Annotated in this window: 14 protein-coding genes; 8 read left to right on the plus strand and 6 right to left on the minus strand. The window is 40.0% G+C overall.

Translation table 11 applies throughout. The features are described 5' to 3' along the window. Nucleotides 1-4: 4 nt before the first annotated feature. Complete coding sequence (locus tag NRI_RS02140; protein WP_015816354.1) at nt 5-4765, minus strand: NAD-glutamate dehydrogenase; 4761 nt, start codon at nt 4763-4765, stop codon at nt 5-7. Nucleotides 4766-4992: 227 nt separating this feature from the next. Between NRI_RS02140 and NRI_RS02145 the strand changes: the two genes are divergently transcribed. Further along, on the plus strand, nt 4993-5268 hold the full coding sequence (locus tag NRI_RS02145) for a hypothetical protein (protein ID WP_015816357.1): 276 nt from the start codon (nt 4993-4995) through the stop codon (nt 5266-5268). 77 nt (nt 5269-5345) lie between these two features. Here the strand turns inward: NRI_RS02145 and NRI_RS02150 are convergent, their stop codons facing one another. Genes NRI_RS02150 through NRI_RS02165 form a run of 5 tightly spaced genes read right to left on the minus strand, consistent with a single transcriptional unit; the run spans nt 5346 to nt 9006 of the window. Then, a complete protein-coding gene (locus NRI_RS02150) occupies nt 5346-6272 on the minus strand; it encodes a hypothetical protein (RefSeq protein WP_015816358.1) in 927 nt (308 codons plus the stop codon). Beyond that, nucleotides 6272-7105: a glutamate--tRNA ligase family protein gene (locus tag NRI_RS04255; RefSeq protein ID WP_187145999.1), complete on the minus strand. Its 834-nt coding sequence runs from the start codon at nt 7103-7105 to the stop codon at nt 6272-6274. The genes NRI_RS02150 and NRI_RS04255 overlap by 1 nt, the downstream gene beginning before the upstream one ends. An 8-nt stretch (nt 7106-7113) precedes the next feature. Then, entirely contained in the window at nt 7114-7572 is a 459-nt protein-coding gene (locus NRI_RS04260; RefSeq protein ID WP_015816360.1) for a glutamate--tRNA ligase family protein, read from the minus strand. After that, nucleotides 7569-8045 (minus strand): Na+/H+ antiporter subunit E, encoded by a 477-nt coding sequence (locus NRI_RS02160; protein ID WP_041351467.1) that lies wholly within the window; start codon nt 8043-8045, stop codon nt 7569-7571. Before NRI_RS02160 ends, NRI_RS04260 begins: the two co-directional genes overlap by 4 nt. Beyond that, nucleotides 8038-9006 carry a ribonucleotide-diphosphate reductase subunit beta gene (locus NRI_RS02165; protein ID WP_041351468.1) on the minus strand — a complete coding sequence of 323 codons (969 nt, stop codon included), beginning with the start codon at nt 9004-9006 and terminating at the stop codon, nt 8038-8040. Before NRI_RS02165 ends, NRI_RS02160 begins: the two co-directional genes overlap by 8 nt. Nucleotides 9007-9243: 237 nt before the next feature. On the opposite strand from NRI_RS02165, the gene nusA reads away from it, so the two are divergent. The 7 genes from nusA (at nt 9244) to NRI_RS02195 (ending at nt 20172) form a co-directional block, all read left to right on the plus strand. Then, on the plus strand, nt 9244-10857 hold the full coding sequence (gene nusA / locus NRI_RS02170; RefSeq protein WP_015816363.1) for a transcription termination factor NusA: 1614 nt from the start codon (nt 9244-9246) through the stop codon (nt 10855-10857). A 9-nt stretch (nt 10858-10866) separates the two neighbouring features. Beyond that, on the plus strand, nt 10867-13191 hold the full coding sequence (gene infB / locus NRI_RS02175) for a translation initiation factor IF-2 (RefSeq protein ID WP_015816364.1): 2325 nt from the start codon (nt 10867-10869) through the stop codon (nt 13189-13191). Between the two features lie 8 nt (nt 13192-13199). Next, nucleotides 13200-13493, plus strand: coding sequence for a ribosome-binding factor A (locus tag NRI_RS02180; protein ID WP_015816365.1), 294 nt, complete (start codon nt 13200-13202; stop codon nt 13491-13493). After that, entirely contained in the window at nt 13465-15489 is a 2025-nt protein-coding gene (locus tag NRI_RS02185; protein ID WP_015816366.1) for a RecB family exonuclease, read from the plus strand. The genes NRI_RS02180 and NRI_RS02185 overlap by 29 nt, the downstream gene beginning before the upstream one ends. Before the next feature lie 40 nt (nt 15490-15529). Continuing rightward, a complete protein-coding gene (locus tag NRI_RS04175; RefSeq protein ID WP_238523042.1) occupies nt 15530-15805 on the plus strand; it encodes a hypothetical protein in 276 nt (91 codons plus the stop codon). Nucleotides 15806-16000: 195 nt separating this feature from the next. After that, nucleotides 16001-17446: an IMP dehydrogenase gene (guaB, locus tag NRI_RS02190; protein ID WP_015816369.1), complete on the plus strand. Its 1446-nt coding sequence runs from the start codon at nt 16001-16003 to the stop codon at nt 17444-17446. 245 nt (nt 17447-17691) lie between these two features. Beyond that, on the plus strand, nt 17692-20172 hold the full coding sequence (locus NRI_RS02195; RefSeq protein ID WP_015816370.1) for a hypothetical protein: 2481 nt from the start codon (nt 17692-17694) through the stop codon (nt 20170-20172). Nucleotide 20173: the final 1 nt, after the last annotated feature.

Genomic DNA, 20173 nt, shown 5'->3' on the forward strand with positions numbered 1-20173 from the left:
AATACTAATACTCCTTCAACAGCATTGAGCGTAAACGCTTTACAAGCACCATGAACTTATTCATATCAAGTTCTCCAGAAGACGCAACGTCGTTATAAAATGACTGATAGCGCTCAAGTTTTGTAGAGTACTTACTACTCCACTTTTCAATTGCCTCAGTATAATCAATGTCCTCGGTAACATATTTTGCAATTTCACGAGTAAAGGCAAACTGTTCCTTGCAGAGTTCGTCTAATAGACAATACACGGACATTCTTTGCCAATAGGAGGCATTCTCGAATTTTTCACATGCCATTTCCCTTAAAGAGGAAAGAGATAAAGCTGCACCTATATTAAAATAAATCCGTCCAACAGTCAGACAATCTACATTGTGGCCATCATTTTCAAGAATGATCTTACGGGTCTGTGCAATTCCCAAAGCAGCTGAAACAAATTCCAAGCTTGCTAATTTAGCACTCAGTTCAACTGGCAGGCCAATAGCTTCAAATGAAGAAAGTGAATCTTGATATTTTTTAAGGGAAGCAGCGTCAAGGATTTCCACTAGTTTTGCAGTTATTTCTCTAATTTCTTCAGAAAAATCTTCTACAACTGAAACAACACTTATTGGATTAGGATAATTTCTGAGCAACCAGTGCACTGAACGGTTTAAAAACTGCACGAAAATCGAATCAATACAGTAAAAAGAATGAATATCCACTTTCCCTATGAGATTCTCCAGCTCATCAAAAATAGGAGAGAGCTCATATATTTCCACAACTGCAACGAGCACACAGATTACCTCTTTAGACGAGAAACCAGTGTTTTGTACTGCATTTTGCACAAACGTACATCCAAATCTGTTGACAATGTCATTAGCAAGCTTAGTCGCAATGATCTCACGTCTAAGTGGATGATTTAAAATTTCATCTATGAATCTTTCCCGCATCAAAGTTGGAAAATAATTTATAAGGTAGCGGTTCAAAATTTCTTCATCCGGCAGGTTAGAAGTTATGATTTTTTCATAAATGTACATCTTGCTGTAAGCTGCCAACACAGCTAGCTGAGGTCGCTCGAAACTCCTACCTTCTGCAAAAAGGCGCTTTATTTCCTCATCGGAGGGTAAAAACTCTACCTTCCTGTCTAAAAGACCCACTTTAACTAGCTTGTTCAGTAAACTTTGATATTGCTCAAGTTGTCTACCGGCTCTCATTGTCTCCATAGCCATCATAAGAGACTGAACCCTGTTAATATTTAAGAGTATTAATTTAACTACTCCTGGCTCTATTGCTGCCAGTAGAGTATCTCGCTCTTCAAGTGTAATCTTTCCTGATCTTACAGCGCTGGATAGAGCAATTTTGATATTAACCTCCATATCCGAGCACGATACACCAGCACAATTATCTATAAAGTCGGTGTTTATAATACCACCCCTTGCAGCATATTCTATCCTACCGAGCTGCGTGCAACCTAAGTTTCCACCTTCAATAAAGATTGAAGCTCTAATATTTTTCCCATCGACCCTTAAATTGTCGTTGGACTTATCTCCGACTACGTCGTTACTTTCCTGAGAAGATTTAACATATGTTCCTATTCCACCATTCCAAATAACATCCACATCTGCCTGAAGAATATGTCTGATCAACTCATCGGGGGTAAGGTTATTCTTGTATATTTTGAAAAGATCTTTCATTTCGCTACTGATCCGTATGGATTTTTCACTGCGCAAAAAAACACCTCCACCACTGGAAATAAGAGAAGCATTGTAATCTTTCCAAGTTGATCCAGGTATATCAAAAAGCCGTTTTCTTTCCTCGAAAGAGTCTTTTGGATTAATTGGATTCGGATCTACAAAAATGTGCACATGATTAAACGCAGCGACGAGCTTTATTTCATCTGACAGTAGCATCCCGTTTCCAAATACGTCGCCGGACATATCGCCTATACCAACAACCGTGAACCCTTTTTTCTTCAACTCACCAAACTTCTCCCAGAAAGCCATCTCAAGAGAGATCCATGCACCACGAGCAGTGATTCCCAACTTTTTATGATCATATCCACGTGAACCACCCGACGCAAAGGCATCCCCGAGCCAGAAACTATACTCCGAGGAAACCTCGTTTGCGTAATTTGAAAAATTAGCTGTCCCCTTATCTGCAGCAACCACAAGATAGCAGTCATCCCCATCGTAAGCAACAATATCCTTTACTTTTTGACACTTTCCATCAACAATATTGTCTGTAAGATCAAGTAAGCCCCTCAAAAAATCCTGATAATATCGGATTGCCGTTTCAGCCATAAGCTTCCTATCTTCTATGCTTTTCTTGATAATGAAGCCGCCCTTTGAACCAACCGGAATGATAGCAGTGTTTTTTGCCATCTGGGCTTTCATAAGCCCGAGAATCTCAACACGAAAATCTTGAATTCTATCAGACCATCTGATGCCGCCACGTGCAACCTTTCCACCCCTTAGGTGTATTGCTTCGAATTGACTGTGGTAAACAAAAACCTCTACAAAAGGTTTAGGAAGAGGCATGTCAGCAATTTCCTTAGAGGAAACCTTAATTGAGATATACTCCTTGTTCATGTAATAATTTGTCCGCAATATCGCGAAACAGAGCCCTGCAAGACCTCTAATGATATTGTCATAAATGATGTTAGTCACCGACGATAAAAGCTCCTCAAGCTTTGCCTTCAGTATCTCAATTTTTTCACTTCTTACAGTGTTGTCTACTTCCCGCGAAAAACGCACATGGAACATCTGGACAATCAACACTGCAGCTTCCGGAACATGTGACAGCGCGGCCTGTATATAAGCAGGATTATACTTAAAAGATACCTGCTTCAGGTATCCAGCAAAAGCGCGCAATAAAACAACTTCACGCCAAGATAAACCTGCCAAGACTATCAGAGCATTGTAAGCATCATTTTCTAGCTGCTTATTGAGAATCCTCAGGAGTGAATCCTCAAACTTGTCTTTTATTTGAGAAAGAGGAAAAAGCATCTCTTCACCACTTTTAAGGAGAAAATGGTGTATCATCACCCTAGGTGTGCACTTGATCTTGTAGCAATTATGCTCTACCACTTCCATCGCCATATTTTCTATAACTAGTATCAGCTGGTAGAGTTCTAATTTCCCTTCAAGAAAATATATCTTCAAGTAGCGCTGTTTCCCTTCTTCATAGAGTTTGACTTCTATAAGTTTCTCTTGTGTGACATTGCATATTTTTCCAATATCTCCGTAAGCTGAGGTAACATCGAAAGATTCCTTATAACTTTCTGGAAATTTCTCAACGTACTCCCTATATTTTAGTTTTTCCTCCTTTTTAGCTGTGGAATCTGTTATCAATTGTCCGAGCTCATCTTCCCAGTCTTTTGCCATGAAGGTAAGGTTTCCTTCTATTTCTTCATCCGTACATGAGGAAGTAAAAGAATCAACATTAAACACAAATTGCAGTCTAACAAGCCCAGACTCTCCAATTACAACACATTCATCCGCAAGAGTACCATTCAGCGTTTGTATGAGAAAATCTCTGATCTTATAGCGCAGTTTCATACTAAACTGTGCATTTGGAACAAAAACCACGCAATAAACAAACATCCCGACTTCGTCTCTTCTAAGAAAAACCTTCAGACTTGGCTTAACAGCTAAAGAGATCATACCTTTGCAGATTTTGTGGAGCTCCTCACTTGAGGTCTGAAACAGCTCACCTTTCGACATGCCCTGCATTAGCGCTAAGAGGGACTTGTGATTATGTCCACCCTCTACAAAACCTGACATTCTTTCGATGTTTTCTATTTTCCTACGCAGAATAGGTATCAGCCTTACATCTCTGTAGTGTGCTAGAGAGGTAAACAAACCAAGAAATCTTTTTTCTCCGATTACTTCTCCATTTTCTGAGAGACGCTTTATTCTTACACAATCGGCATTGACCCGCCTATGGACACGAGAAACATATCTGGATCTACCAATATGGAGAACACCTTTATACTCTCTAAACTTATCATCACCACCAAGCTCTCTTTCAAATTTCGAAATACCAAGAGAAAGGGTAGGCTCTTTTTCAAGTTTTTTACCCACTAGGGTATACTCGTCGTAACCTAGGAAGATGAAATTATCATCATTCAACCATTTAAGGAACGCAGTAACTTCATCACTGAGAGAACAGCTTGGATTTTTTTGCTTGGCAGGATCAGAAGAATCAATTCTTTGAATCTCATTTTCCAAAACAGTAAGCATTTTTTTCCAGTCAGCAACCACAATTGCAACAAGCCTACTTACATCTTCGAGCCTTTTCTGTAGCTCGGAGATTTTTTCAGAGAATGCAGAACTGACAAGAAAGTAAATGAAAGACTCATTCTTACAGTTACCAGGACTTTCCTTCTTATATATTTTTGTCAATTTTCCGTCTTGGTTTCTTTCAACTGATAAAACAACGTTCAATCGTCTATATATAGTGAAACCACTTGCCTTAATTTCTTCAGTAAAAGAGTCGACTAAAAACGGACTATCAGGATTTAAGATTAATATCGCTACCCGGTCCTTTTGCAAAATATCACATACTTTCGGCGAGCTAATAATCCTTATTTTCCTTTGATCTCCCAAACGCTCCTTCAAAAAACCATAAGCTTCATTTGCAATCTCAGAAAAGAGTTTTACTTCTATGTATTTTTCCGTTGGTAGCGTCGCATAAAACTGTTCCACAAATGATACGAAATTTTCGGACACCCCATCCTCAAAACACGAGGCTATGGCTGCGACAAATTGGGGATATGTGTTTTTTTGCATGTTACTCTGATGGCTGCGAACCGGACTACGTCATTGTAGCACAACTTTTCTTTATTTTTGGTTGTAAAAATAAAGCCTACATTTTTCTTTACTGTGAAATAAAAAAGTCATCCGTAACATAGCATATACTGCACCACAATATGAAGGTCATCCATTATGGAGATTGTCTTTTCTTGCAAAGCAATGTTAGAATCCACGTGCTGTTTTATGAAACGAATCTTTAGTTTATGCGGGATCATATTCTTCTTAAGAGCGCAGCTCTTGCTGGGATTGTTCTTTCGGAAGACGATTTAAGGGAATTCTCACCACAAATAGAAAGTCTCCTTACTTGGGAAAAGGGGATTTCAAAAATGGTAAAGCAGAGAAAGGGTGATCCTAAAACAAGAACAACAAAAGAGAAGCTTTTCACATTCAGCTTTGAAGAAGGATCTCACTGCGATGAAATACGGTCGCATGTTAAGACTGAGTATGGGTATTTCGTTGTCCCGAAAGTAATTGGTTAATCTCTTTTGTTTCTTGGTTTATACAAACTCGGGTCCGTTTTTTCTTACTCGTCCTCAGCTCTGTAGCATCTGGTTGACTATCTGAATATGAGGATGGTCTCCTTCATATACGGTATAACCTCTACACTAACTGCGTTCTCACCTAGGTCCATTCTTATTGTTTTTGGAGTAACTACATGCTTAAGCTCGATCTTTCGTCTATTAATCGCTTTATCCAGCCCCTTTTCTTTTAGATACGCTCTGGAGCACGCTATCTTGTGCATATTGTGATCAAGGATTATGATCTTCTCCGACGTATTCTTCAATATAATCTCTGTCCTCTTATTATAAAGCTCGACGATAGCGCTATTTTTTCTAAGACCTGCATTATCCTGTCCAAATAATGCAACCACGTCACTGTCGATTCTAGCATCAACAAGAAGAGATTTAGTGTCTCTTTCAACTTCAAAAACACAACTTTTACCCGGTAAACTAATGAACTCCTTCCAGTTCGAATATTCTTCATTGTAAACTTCATGAGCCGCGTTCTTCCCGTACAATAAAAACGGCGAGCTATCAAGAATCTGCTGCGTAAATCCCAACTTCTTCCTGAGATATGTGTTTTCTTTTTCTAACTTACTAACACTTTGCAAACTCACAGAAAGATCCAGGAATAATATTGCACTCTTACTACTTTCTACTTTACAGAGAACAGCAATCATAGAGATCTCCCCGGTTTTACTTTTCAAAAAGAATTTTCCATGTTCTAAATGCTCCCCAAGTGCTTTTTGAAGAGCATCACCGTTTGTGAAATTCTGTAGAAATTCTGCCAGCGAATAATATTGCTGTCTATCTAGCTCAAGCTTGAAAATCTCTGTATCAGATGCAGAGTCACGGATATAAAAATTGTCACAACTTTTAACTAAACAATCAGTAAAAGAGTCTTTACTTTTCGTACGACGCCTGATCCTACCGCTTTGAAAGAGTACAATCAATAAAACGGCTAATATTATTAACTCAAACATCAACTAAGCGAATCATTCAGTCTGATTAATATTCTCTTTCTACCTATAAAGGGAAGGATAACTGCCATCTCAGGCCCACGCTCTTTTCCAGTCAATGCAAGCCTAAGATTGGTATGAATCACTTTTTTATTATATCCATAGTTTTCTGCGATTAGCTCAACCCACCGCCTATATGTCTCGTGAGAGACTTCTTCCTGAGGAAGTACTGATATAGCGTCTCTGACAAGTTGTGCATCGCACCCCATACCATGGTAAACCTTAGCCTCAGTAGTACATGTTTCCCACCAATAATTTACTTCAGGAATATTTCTCACATTGCTTTTAACAGCATCCCAAAAAGTCTCCGACACACCACCTAAACGTTTTGCAAGATCCTCATAGTTGGAAAGACGTAAAAAATCAGTGTTAAGGCTATAAATTTCATCTTCCAAAACAGCTACTGATGAAGATGAAGAATAATTTTCCAGATTAAAATTGCTATAATTCCTATAATTCTTGAAAGTGCTTTGAGACTTGCTACCCAGATTTAACAAGTACAGACATATGACTTCGGGTTCTATGTAGTTTTCCCTAAAAGTTTGTATTTCATTACCGCCAGCTCTTTTAGACATCTTTCCAGTTCGCATTTTAAGCAGTGGCATATGAGCAAACTTTGGAATTTCAGTGCACCCCAGTGCTTCAAACATCTGTATCTGCACAGCAGTATTAGAGATATGGTCCTCACCACGGATAACAGTGCTAATTCTACACTCAATATCGTCAACAACTGAAGGCAACATATACGTATAAGTGCCGTTTTCTCTTATGACAATCGGATCACTCGTGCTATGCAAATCTATTACTATTTTCCCCGAAGTTTATCCTCCCATGTAACTACTCGCTCAGGGTCTAGTTCAAAACGATAGTATGGGGGCCGAGTTGAATGTTGAGGTCCACTTTTTTTTCTGTATACAGGTGGAAGACCACGAGCCAAAAGTGCTCTACGCTCTATTTCGAGCTCTTCAGGTGACTCATAACAGGGGTAAATCCGACCACTTTCTTCAAGTCTAACTACTGCATTTGCATAAAGCTCACACCGCTCAGACTGTTTTATACAAAGATCTTCCTTGATACCAAGCCATGATAGGTCTGTAAAAATCTTGTCCACATATTCACTTTTGATTCTTGTGACATCCGTATCATCGATTCTTAAAATAAATTTACCTCCAGAAGATCGAGCTGCAAAATATGCAATTAGCGCCGTTCTTGCATTTCCTAAATGAATAAGTCCTGTCGGACTTGGTGCAAAACGGGTAATCATCTGAGAAGAGAATTAGAAATGCGGCGCTTCATCTCAGATATCCCAGAACTAAAATCTTCACTGAAACAATGAAAGCAAATCCGCTGCTTATCCATCATAACAGTCACCGTACCGGGAGTAAGCGTAACAGAAAGCCCAAAAATAACATTGATGACATCATCCTTGAATAACTCCTCCTCAACAAGGAGTTGTCTATTACAATTAAGATTCGGTATACGCCTGGAGTATACAAGTTTTAAAAGTGAGAAGGACGACAAAAGGATCTGTACTAGGAGCCACTGCAGGTATTTTAAGAAGCGAAAAGAAAAAACAACAGAGAAATCAAGTGAAGATCGCAAAAGAAACAAGTACGAAAAATAAGAAAGTGCTGCAGCACCTAATCCAAGAGCAAAAAGGAACATCGACTTTTGCCCCGAAATAATCAGCCAAAATACAATCAGAGAAAATATCGGAAATATGAAGCCCTTACGCATCACTAAAATTGAACGCCTCGTCCCAAGTACCTTTCGTTGCAGCTTTAGAATATTCAGTAGCTTTATTTTCAAAAAAATTAGTGTGTTCAACTGTATTCAGTACTGCCTCTAACCAGAGCAAAGGATTAACTTTCTGCTCATATATCTCTGAAAAACCCAACTGCTTCAGCCGTAGATTTGCAATGTATCTGATGTACTCCTTTACTTCAGATGCCTTTAAGCCTTCTACATCCCCCATCTCGAAAGCAAGATCTATAAATGCATCTTCATGATGAACCATGGCATCGCATATCTCTCTGATCTCTGCTTCTAATTTTAACTTGTCAATATCGTTCTCAAGCAGAAAAGTACGGAAAAGCTTAGTAATCGAGTTAGAATGTAGCGTTTCATCACGAACAGAATAGGCAATAATTTGCCCCATACCCTTCATTTTATTGAAGCGCGGAAAGTTTAACAGAATCGCAAATGATGCAAATAATTGAAGTCCCTCAGTAAATGCTCCATATACAGCAAGGGTCTTTGCTATTTCAGTTGGACTGTCCATCTTGAAAGCCTTTAGATACTCGCATTTTTCCTTCATTTGTCTGTATTTTGTAAAGGCAAGGTACTCTGTTTCCGGCATACCAACCGTATCTAGCAAGTGTGCATAAGCAGCTATGTGTATGGTTTCCATATTTGCAAAAGCAGTAAGCATCATACAGACTTCCGGCGGCTTGAAAACACCAGCATAGTGCCTCATATAACAGTCGTGGACCTCAACATCTGCTTGAGTGAAAAAACGAAAAATCTGAGTCAGCAAATTTTTCTCCGTACTACATATCTTATGATGCCAATCCTGCACATCGTCAGCCATAGGAATCTCTTCTGGCAACCAATGGATTTTCTGTTGTATTTCCCAAGCTTGGTATGCCCAATCGTACTGAAACGGTTTATACGAGAGACGGGGCTCTAGCAGGGACATATCATACCTCAAATAATGGAAGGAAGAAGGAGTGCCATTGTCTCAAATTGATCCACAAAATTCAAGGGATTACGTACGCAATAAAATTGCCAATTCGATCGACACCATATAACCGCTATAACAGTTCATATTGCCTTTTAAAGTGTTTAAGCTTACCATGTTCTACTCAGGGTGTAAGAGCTTCTCCCCTGGTATCAGTCTTTTGTTTGAGCACAGTAGGCAAGTTTTAGTTCAGTTATGTCTTTTTCCGATAATGGACCCAGTAATCTCCAAATTGTGGAATCCATAAATTCTGTTGCAGAAAAAGAAGGACTCAATCCTGACGCTCTGTTTCGCGCAATAGGAATCGAGTTAGCACATGAAATAGGGAAAAGGCAGTATGGGGATCATAGAATTTTCGTTGAGATAGACAAAAAAAGTGGCGAGATAATTGTATCAAAGCGACTTCTTGTAGTCGAAGATTCTGATAAAGCCCGTATGCTTGAGCAGCTGGAAGTCACTACTGAAGAATTCCCTGATTCGCCCTCGTCGTTTGGTGTACAGGAGAAAATTCACCATGATGATATAATTGACTTGTCGACCGCAAAGCTGAAGTACCCGAATGTTGAGCATAAAGCGGGTGATATAATCACGGAACGTTTACCCTCATTTTCCTCTGGATACATAATTGCCAGAGTCATGAAAGCGAAGCTTGAGCGCCTCATTACATCGTTAGTGCGGGAAAAACAGTACCACTGTTATAAAGGCAGAGTTGGGGAGATTGTTACGGGCATCGTGAAAAAATCCATCGACTTTAAGGCGGGTAGTCGAAGCATTATCGTCGATATTGCAGGAGTAGAAGGCCTTTTACCTTATTCATCACTAGTGAAGGGCGAGAGCTTTAGGCCCGGTGAAAGAGTCAAGTGTGTGATACAAAAAGTTGAGTATTCAGTTATCAAACCTCAAATCCTACTCTCTAGGTCTAGTGGCAGTTTTGTTGCTCAGCTCTTTTCTCAGCAGGTACCGGAAATATACGATCGTGTAGTAGAAATAAAGAAAGTTGCCAGAGATGCTGGTTCCAGAAGCAAGGTTGCTGTCTTTTCATCAGATAGAAACATAGATCCAGTTGGAGCATGTATCGGCATGGGTGGAAGTAGAATAAACGCCGTAGTAAGCGAGTTGCACGGTGAAAAGATAGATGTAGTCGAATATTCGAGCGATACTGCCACCTTTCTAGCGAATGCCCTTAAACCAATCAGGCCAGTCAAGATTGCTGTAAACGAAGAGGTAAAAAAGATAGAACTAGTTGTCCCTGATGAAAGTGTTAGCCTTGTTATAGGACGCGGTGGGCAGAATGTATACTTGTTATCCTCTCTTCTTGGATATCGTGTAGAGGTCCTTAGTGATGCCGAAGTTTCTAAAAAGAAAATGGAAGAATTCATCTCAGGGACCGCACGCTTCGTAGAAGCACTGAATGTCGAGGAAGTAATAGCTCAACTATTGGTTACTGAGGGATTTTCGACAGTCGAAGAAATCGCTGACTGTAATACGTCAAGGCTAGCCTTCATTGAGGGATTTGATGAGGATGTCGCTGAAGAGATAAGGAGCAGGGCGGTTGAGTATGTGAATGAGCAACCTAAAAGAACGCAGGCTCTAGTGGAAAAGTATAAAGCAAATCCGAATATGCTTGCCCTTTCAAGCTTTGACACGGGATTACTTGAGGTACTTTTCTCGTCTGGACTGACGGATCTTGAAAAGGTTGCCGAGTTATCTTGTGATGAATTAAGAGAGGTCATCGGAGATAATGGATTTGCTGTACCGTTGCTAGAACAGCTTATCATCAGATCAAGGGAAACTCTGGGTTGGTTGTAGTGCAAGCATATGGATACTAAAAAAAGGCTCAGCTTGAATCTGAAGAACGGGAAGGAAGAATTGTCGCGCAGGGCGCTGAGAGAGTTTATCGGCAAGTCTTCTGCTGGTAGCAATGCTCCAGCTGCAGGAAGCAGTGGGGATCGCACGAGTCATCTAACCAGACAAGAAGAGCGGAATAGGTTGGATGCACTTCACAGATACCGGAAAGCGAATATGTCGGTAGCTGCCCAGCAAAATTCTGCACAAGAAGAAGTAGTAGAAGCGTCCACACAAACTGATCCCGCTTTACCAGCAGGAGCAAAGATATCCTCAACTCGCACTAGTGACTCACGCTTACCAGAAGTAAATGTGCAGGAAGGTCCTCCATCACTTGTACAATTGGATAAGCCAGAAAGTGATAGCTCTTCTTTGAAAAAGGGTAAGAAAGGACATAAGACTTCACATCATAAGGATGGATGGAAGAATCAAGAGGTAAGGAAGCGGAAAGATCCTTTAGACCTTGAAATAAACTTGCAAAATGTTGATGGAAAAGATCATATTGGGAAGGCTTCCTTGAGATCACCGAGTCTGAGAAAAAAATCATCTAAGAGTTCCTATAATTCGCAGCCAAACACGAATCCAAAGCGCGGACAGCTCATCATGATAGATAAGCGCTCAGTAACACTGCGAGAGCTTTCTGTATTACTCTCTGAACCCATGGTGCGGATGAGGATGATCCTAAAAAAAATGGGGGAGATTTGGGGAGAAGATGATTGTCTTAAGCAGGAAACTGTTGAACTGTTGGCACTGGAACTTGGTCACGAAATAAAGTACAAACCCTCTACAGCTGAGATCTTTGCCGCCACAAGAAGGAACACAGATGAATCTGATCTAAGGCCAAGAGTTCCAGTAGTGACTGTCATGGGACATATCGACCACGGGAAGACAACTTTATTAGATGCACTAAGGAATACGAGTCTCACAGCAACTGAAAGTGGAGGTATAACGCAACACATAGGAGCTTACCAGGTTCAGGTGGGTGATAAAAGTATCACTTTTATAGATACGCCAGGGCACGCCGCCTTCACCTCAATGAGAATGAGAGGTGCAAAGGTTACCGATATAGTCGTTCTTGTCGTTGCAGCAGATGATGGTGTGAATGAGCAGACTGTCGAAGCAATTAAGCATGCAAAAGCAGCAGATGTGCCAATAATTGTTGCAATAAATAAGATCGATAAAGAAGCTGCTAACTCTGCAAGAGTTTTCACTGAGCTTGCGCAGCATGGGGTGATAGTGGAGGAAATGCATGGTGATGTTATGAGCGTCAACATCTCTGCAAAAAATCATACCAATCTGGATAAATTGAAAGAACTGATCTTAATTCAAGCCGACTTTCTTGACTTAAAATATAATCCTAAACAGAATGCAGAAGGTGTGGTTATCGAATCTAGAGTTGATAGAAAGCGCGGCGCTTTCTCTACTTTGATAGTAAAAGAAGGTGAACTGAAGACTGGACAGGTAGCCGTACTTGGATCCTTCTACGGGAAGATAAGAAGCATGATGACTTCGTCAGGGGAGGTTGTTGGAAGTGCAGTCGCAGGAACTCCTGTTGAAGTGATGGGTTTAAGTGAAGCTCCGGAGCCGGGTACGTCGTTTTTCGTTGTCAATAGCGAAAAAGAAGCAAAAATGGTTGTCAGCGGCCACGAGCATGTAAAAGGGGATTCCTATAAAAGACCTTTGCGTGATTCATTTGAAAGCGATAAGCATAAGCTGAATTTCATAATCAAAGCCGACGTAAACGGTTCAGTGGAAGCACTTGTACAGTCAATAAGTGGGCTTTCTCATCCAGAAGTCGATATTGCTATCATACACACTGGTATCGGTGATATAAGCGACTCTGATGTGTTGCTTGCGCAAGTGTCTGGTGCATATATTGTAGGTTTCAGGGTTAAAACAGAAAAAACCGTAAAGGATTATCCGAAGATTATTTTTCAATCGATCATATATGACGTAATAAAGAAAGTTCAAGAAATGATCGAGCTGCTTGTCTCACCAAAGACAAGAGAAGTTGTTTTAGGCTCCGCAGTAGTCAAAGAAGTCTTTACACTTTCTGATAAATCTAATGTCGCGGGATGCCAAGTAAAGTCTGGAGTAATCAAAAAATCTGCTTCTATAAGGCTTTTAAGAAATGGAGAGAATATAAAGGATCTTTCAATAAAATCGTTAAAGCGCTTCAGGGAAGAAGTAAAAGAGGTAAAGTCTGGTTATGAATGCGGGATCCTGCTTAATGGATATAACGAGATCAAGGTTGGTGACATCTTGGAGTCGTTTGGGCTGCTTTCGAATGAGGAGTAGGAGCTTATATGCAACCAATAAAAAAGTTACGGGTTGAGTCTTTACTTAGAAGAAAAATAACTGAAATTATTAATAAAACTTTTGGCCCGGTGGCTGCAGTATCGAATGTAGAAATAACAGATAACTCGAGATTTGCGATGGTGTCACTCCAATTATTTAATGGGGCCCCGGAACCGCGCGAAGTAGAAAACGGTATAAAAGCAAAAATAGGAAAATCTCTTGAGATGCGCAAAACACCAAAGCTGCATTTCATCAGCGTAAGAACATGCCTCGATGCTTTACAACCTGCATCTCAAGAATGACATCTATGACGCGATAGTCAGTTATCTTTTCTCAAGGGACAATGCTTCGAGTGATTTCTCGCACTGCCTAGTGTTGACACCGAATTACTCATTCTCCTATTCACTAAAGAAATCTTTTACTAAACCATGTATTTTACCTAAAATTGTTAGTACTGATGCTGTTTTTCAAGACTTTGCCATTAAAAATGGATATTTTAAATATCTAAATTTTAGCAAGAAGGCGGTTCTAACGCTGTACAATCTAATGAAGGATGAGAAGCACTGCTCAATAGAAGAGGCTATGCGCATTTTCACTAACCTTCAGCAAGGTAAGATAGAACATGACGATTCCATTCACAGCGAAATCTATAAAAAGTTCACTTATCATCGCGAATATAAGGAGTTTAAAGAGCTCGCACTGGATCTGATCTTTCGTGATTATGAAGAGGTGATAGTCGCAGGGATATATATTACTGATGAAACTTCCAGATATATTTACGAAAAGGCGTTAGCAAATAATTGTCCAATTTTTATTTATGGTCTAGAGCCAACCTATGACGCTGCACCAGAGCATTTCCTATATCAAACCTTGAATTTTCAAAAAGAAAAGAATCTTGGAATCGCATCCTTAAAAAAAGACAGAACAGTATCGCAGCTAAACACTGACCTGGATCCAAATTTTTTCCCTGAAACAAAAGAAAATAAGGAAAAATCTCAAGTCAGATACGATTTACGCTTTTGCGAAGAGAGTAATGAACACCATATGGTAGAGTCTGCTGTAACATATTTAACAGATTTCTACCCAGATGTAGCACTTGTGACAGCTAACTATTGCTTAGTTAAAAAGATTGGAGCAAGGCTAAGCAACAAGGAAAATATCAACCTCATATTTAAGGAAAAATACACAGCCCATCCAGATGGAATTTTTCTCTTAAAACTTTTAGATACGGCAATACTTGGTGAAACTGATATCAGCTTCATTGCACTTTTGAAGCATCCGTATATCTACGAACAAAACACCGAAATCATTGATTGCATAGAAGATTCAATTATAAGGACGACAAAAAGTAAACAAATAACACAAGAAGCACGACTTTTCTTGGAAAAAACAAAGAGGTGGGGCAAAGGCTTTCTCCATGCAAAAAACTTTGCTGAGTATCACATCAAGTGGTCAGACGCAATTACAAATCGTATTACCTGTAAAGGAAAAAGAATTCTCGAATTTATAAAGAAATACTCACCAAGATTCACTGATATATATGAGTATAGACAAGTATTATCATTTTTTCTGGGAAGACAGTATTTTTATCCATTCACAGATAACAAACGGTTCATTAATGTTTTCTCGCCAAAGGAAGCATCATTCCTAGCATATAGGAATGCAATTCTCCTTGATTGCACTGAAGAGGACTTTCAAATAAGGGATCCGTTAGTGATGCTAAACTTATTTCATATCCTTAGCACAAAAAGAAGTATTGTTATTTTTAACAAAGAGAAAGCGCTCTCTAGGTTATTCTTACAAATTCAGCACTCATGTGCAGGTAACTACGAGATAAAAAAAGAACCAACTCAACCAATAGAAACAGTAGCGGTTGTAAAAGAGAAACTTTTCGTGCCAATGGAAATGCTTCCTAAAAAGCTTTCTCCGACCATGATAGAGTTACTCATCAATGATCCTTATAAATTTTATGTACGCTACATACTGGCAATCAAAGAGACAAATTCCGTAGTAGTAAAGCCAGGCCAAAAGGAGTTTGGGTATATAATGCATAAGGTTTTTCAAGGTGCAAGTAAAACTCACTTTTCTAAAGAAGAATATACAAGAATTTTAGGAAACGAGCTCAAAATATATGCAACGCGGTACCAATACGTAAAAAATTTATGGCTGCCACGGGGATTAAAGATCCTCGAACAATTCGCTACTTTTCACAATGAAAGACTAGGAGAAATCGATACACTAGAAAATGAAAAAGAGCTAAGCATTTTTATCGCAGATGGATTAGAACTTTTTTTGTAGATTTGATAGGATAGAATCCCTGAAGGATGGTACAGTAAACATTGTAGAATTCAAAACGGGTACTATACCAACTTTTAAGGACATAAGCAGTCTTGCAAAGCCACAACTTCCTCTTCAGGGGCTGATATTACAAAAAAACAGGAACGTGAGATTCAATTCAATGATGTATTGTAAACCTTCAACTGAGAAAGTGACTGTGAAAAAACTTCAATCGCCAGAGGAGACAATAGCAGAGACACAAGAAAAGTTAACGACGCTAGCACAGATATATCTTTCCGGAGAGTTTGATTTCCTCGGTAATATACCGAAAAACTAAATTGGTTAGATGCAATTGCTGAAACCACTAAGCTGAATTTAATGGGAAGGGGAACCCAATTTAAGAAAAACGCTTTCGAAATAAAATTGCTTTAAGTCTGTCATGCGACTGTCAAGTATCTGAACTGTAGGATAATACCGAAAAAGTAAGGTAGCCTTACTTTTATTTTTTTGATAAAAATGCTAGGAATTAATGATGGAACAGGGATACACATTCGATGACGTACTGCTCGTCCCTAAATATTCAGAAGTTCTTCCGCGAGATGTAAGTACGGAGACTTACCTCACGCAGGAAATAAGGCTTGGTGTACCTATCGTCTCGTCCGCGATGGATATGGTGACGGAGGCTCGTCTTGCGATATGCCTGGCTAAGCATGGGGGAATTGGGATAATTCACCGAAATATGACTCCGGAGGCTCAGGCTCTAGAAATTCGCAAGGTAAAGAAATATGAGAGCTGGATTGTTTCTGATCCCGTAACAGTTTCCCCAGATGATAGATTGGAGAAAATCTCAGCACTTAAAAGGCAACATGGCTATTCTGGTTTGCCCGTTGTAGATGAAAAGAACAAACTCATAGGAATACTGACAAATAGAGACGTGCGTTTTGTTGAAGATGGTTCCAGAAAGGTCTCGGAGCTCATGACAACAAAAAACCTGATCACAGTAAAAGAAGGAATAACCTATGATGAGGCTAGACTGTTGTTTCATAAACACAAAATAGAAAGACTGATCGTGGTTGATGAGGAATTTAGGTGTGTTGGCTTAATAACAGTCAAAGATATCGCTAATACCAATGCTCACCCAAATGCTTGCAAAGATTCGAAGAGTAGGTTGAGAGTGGGTGCAGCAGTTGGTGTGACAGGTAGCTTCTTGGAAAGGGTCGATTTATTAGTAAGAGAAAATGTAGACGTCGTTGTGATAGATACTGCCCATGCACATACAAAAATCGTTGGGGACGCAATAAAGCAAATAAGGAGCCACTTTGGAAATATACAGCTTATTGCTGGAAATATTGCAACTGCTGCAGCTGCAGAATACTTGATCAAAATGGGTGTGAATGGAGTCAAGGTTGGCATCGGTCCTGGATCGATATGTACAACTCGTGTAGTCACAGGGATCGGAGTCCCTCAATTCACAGCTATTCTAAATGTCGCAAGTGTATGTAAAAAAACAGATGTTAAGGTCATTGCAGATGGTGGTATACGCTATTCAGGTGATATCGCTAAGGCGCTTGCAGCTGGAGCAGATTGCGTGATGATTGGCTCCTTATTTGCCGGAACTGATGAATCTCCAGGGGAAGTAATATTATATAAGGGACGTTCATATAAGAGCTATAGAGGAATGGGCTCTGTGGGTGCTATGAGCACTGGCTCCTCAGATAGGTACTTCCAGAATTCCTCAATGAAGCTCGTACCTGAGGGAGTCGAAGGGCTAGTACCACTAAAGGGCGCACTCAGCGAGACAGTATATCAGCTCGTCGGCGGTGTAAGATCCTCTATGGGCTATACTGGCTGCAAAAACATCTACGAAATGAAAAATAACTGTAGTTTCATTCACATAACCACCGCTTCAAATAATGAGGGACATCCACACGATATCGTGATAACTCACGAATCTCCCAACTATTCCAAAACTCACTAAATCAAACAAACCGTTTGGTGTCTACTTAGGTAGTTCTCTTTAGTTCAAATTTTATACTATTTTAGATTTTTTATATCTATGTAATATATCTTTTATAAAATTATTTTAACAGATATGTTATGAATTGCTTTCTAGCAAAATAAATGTAATACTAGAAAGTGTATCCTTTATATTCTATGCCAATAATATTTGGCCTGGGTCTTTGTTTGTATACACGTATATTCAGTTACATATATTTAATTGTCGTGCCTAGTTTCTACAATGATCATAATGCTCCTCCCTTCGCAACTACAGGAGTACCAATCAGTGGTGCTTTTTCTGAATTCAAAGCGGTTCTAAGTCCTAGAGAAAATGGTGACTTTAGGGGCCAGAGCATTCTTGTGCCAGGTTACTCTCATTCTCCAACGAGCTTTGACACTTCTAGCTCAAGTGAAGATGAAGATATTTCCGAGGTGGAATCGTTGTTCTCAACCTCCACTTCTTCTCAGGATCCTCAGAAAGAAAATCTCCACTTCGGACAAGTCCTATCTGATGCAGGATCAGTTTCTTCAAGTGTCACTCCTACTGTTGAAGAAGATTCCAGTACACGTGAACCTGAGATACTCATTGAAGATGGTGAACTTCACACTATTCCAACTCTGGAACATCAGCACCCACCTTCTTATACGAGTCGTGTTTTAAGCGGCATAACACAGAATACTTCCGCTGCACTGGATATAGCAGGAGGCTATGTGCAATCCTTCTCTTCTAACTTAAGCGGTGCTTTTGGCGGCTTAATGCAAGGTACTTCAAACGCTTTATATGCCGCAGGAAGCTATATTTACAATAGTGTGGCTCCTGTTTCTTCAAGTGTCACTCCTACTGTTGAAGAAGATTCCAGTACACGTGAACCTGAGATACTCATTGAAGATGGTGAACTTCACACTATTCCAACTCTGGAACATCAGCACCCACCTTCTTATACGAGTCGTGTTTTAAGCGGCATAACACAGAATACTTCCGCTGCACTGGATATAGCAGGAGGCTATGTGCAATCCTTCTCTTCTAACTTAAGCGGTGCTTTTGGCGGCTTAATGCAAGGTACTTCAAACGCTTTATATGCCGCAGGAAGCTATATTTACAATAGTGTGGCTCCTGTTTCTTCAAGTGTCACTCCTACTGTTGAAGAAGATTCCAGTACACGTGAACCTGAGATACTCATTGAAGATGGTGAACTTCACACTATTCCAACTCTGGAACATCAGCAACCACCTTCTTATACGAGTCGTGTTTTAAGCGGCATAACACAGAATACTTCCGCTGCACTGGATATAGCAGGAGGCTATGTGCAATCCTTCTCTTCTAACTTAAGCGGTGCTTTTGGTGGCTTAATGCAAGGTACTTCAAACGCTTTATATGCCGCAGGAAGCTATATTTACAATAGCAACACCTCCCAGACAGCTTATAGCAGGTTTCAGAACTACCTTGGCAATGGCGCTGAGAATATGAGGAATGGGTTCAGTAAAGTTGGAAAAAGGATTTTGTCGTCGACTGCACACAATGTTGTGAATAGTGCCTTTCCAGAATCCATGGAAACATTACAGAACCTTAATCGATTTTTAAAGGATGGAAGTGAACTGTCGTCAAGGATAGAGAAATCCTTAATATCGGGCATAAATAATGCTGTCACACATCTGGAGGATACAAGCGAAAATGTTTCAGCTGCTGCAGCTGCATTCTCCGAGTCATTCAATGGAACTTCGCTCCACATAACTCGGTTGTTCCATATATTTATGGAGCTGAACAATGCTGTCTTGCGTCGTAATCGTGAGGGTGTTGTTGATGCGCTTGAGAAAATGCTCAAGCAGGTAGCAAAACTTCAAGCTTTGTGTCTTTTGAATAGTGACACTCAAGAGAATCATAATGATAAACTCACGCATTTAGACCGTCTTTCTATAAAAATTGCGCGACTTTTATCCATAGCTAAGGGAAGTGATACTTTATATTCGTGGGATTGTATATATTCGTGGAATCGTAATAAACTATATACTTTCCTTGAATTAGACAAAATAAAAGAATATTTTCCTCGTTCCAGTAATATCCAAGACACGATCGAGCATATGCATGGTGTAATCCCTCGCGTTAGAATGGCCTGTCTTGATACATCCAAGTCTGCAAATTCGCTCTCTGTTATTTCGGATAACATAAAGCTTTTTAGTCTGATCGGTAGTGTTCAGATTTTACCACTTGCAGCGTTTGTGCTTCGGTGCTCGGTCAATCAGGATAACAATGTTGCTTATGTGGCTTGCGCGGTAATGCAGGCTCTCGCTGTTGCAATAATATTCACGCTCACGGGTAGATATTTTCAGGAAGCAAAGCTTTTTAAAAAACTCGACAACAACGGCATTGCAAGCGATCATGCCTCAGTTACAAAAGTCTGTGCTGCGCGCACAATCATAATTGGAGCATTCTCGGCTTTACCTGTAGCATTGATAACACTTGGTATTTATACAGCAGATGCTGCAACCACGACAAAGACCCACATAGCATTGGTATCTACACTCTTCGTCCTTTCATTAGCTCTGAGTATAGTCTTGCCCGTAGTATACAAGGTATATCCACAACGTCAGGAAGAAGCGGGTCCGCATACACCTAATCACCCTTCTGTGCATCCGGACAGCAAAACTCCCCCTAGCACTAGTATTCCGTCTAGCAGCGTCGTCACTCCTACCAACAGACAGAGGTAAG

The organism is Neorickettsia risticii str. Illinois (assembly GCF_000022525.1).
GTDB classification, from domain to species: domain Bacteria; phylum Pseudomonadota; class Alphaproteobacteria; order Rickettsiales; family Anaplasmataceae; genus Neorickettsia; species Neorickettsia risticii.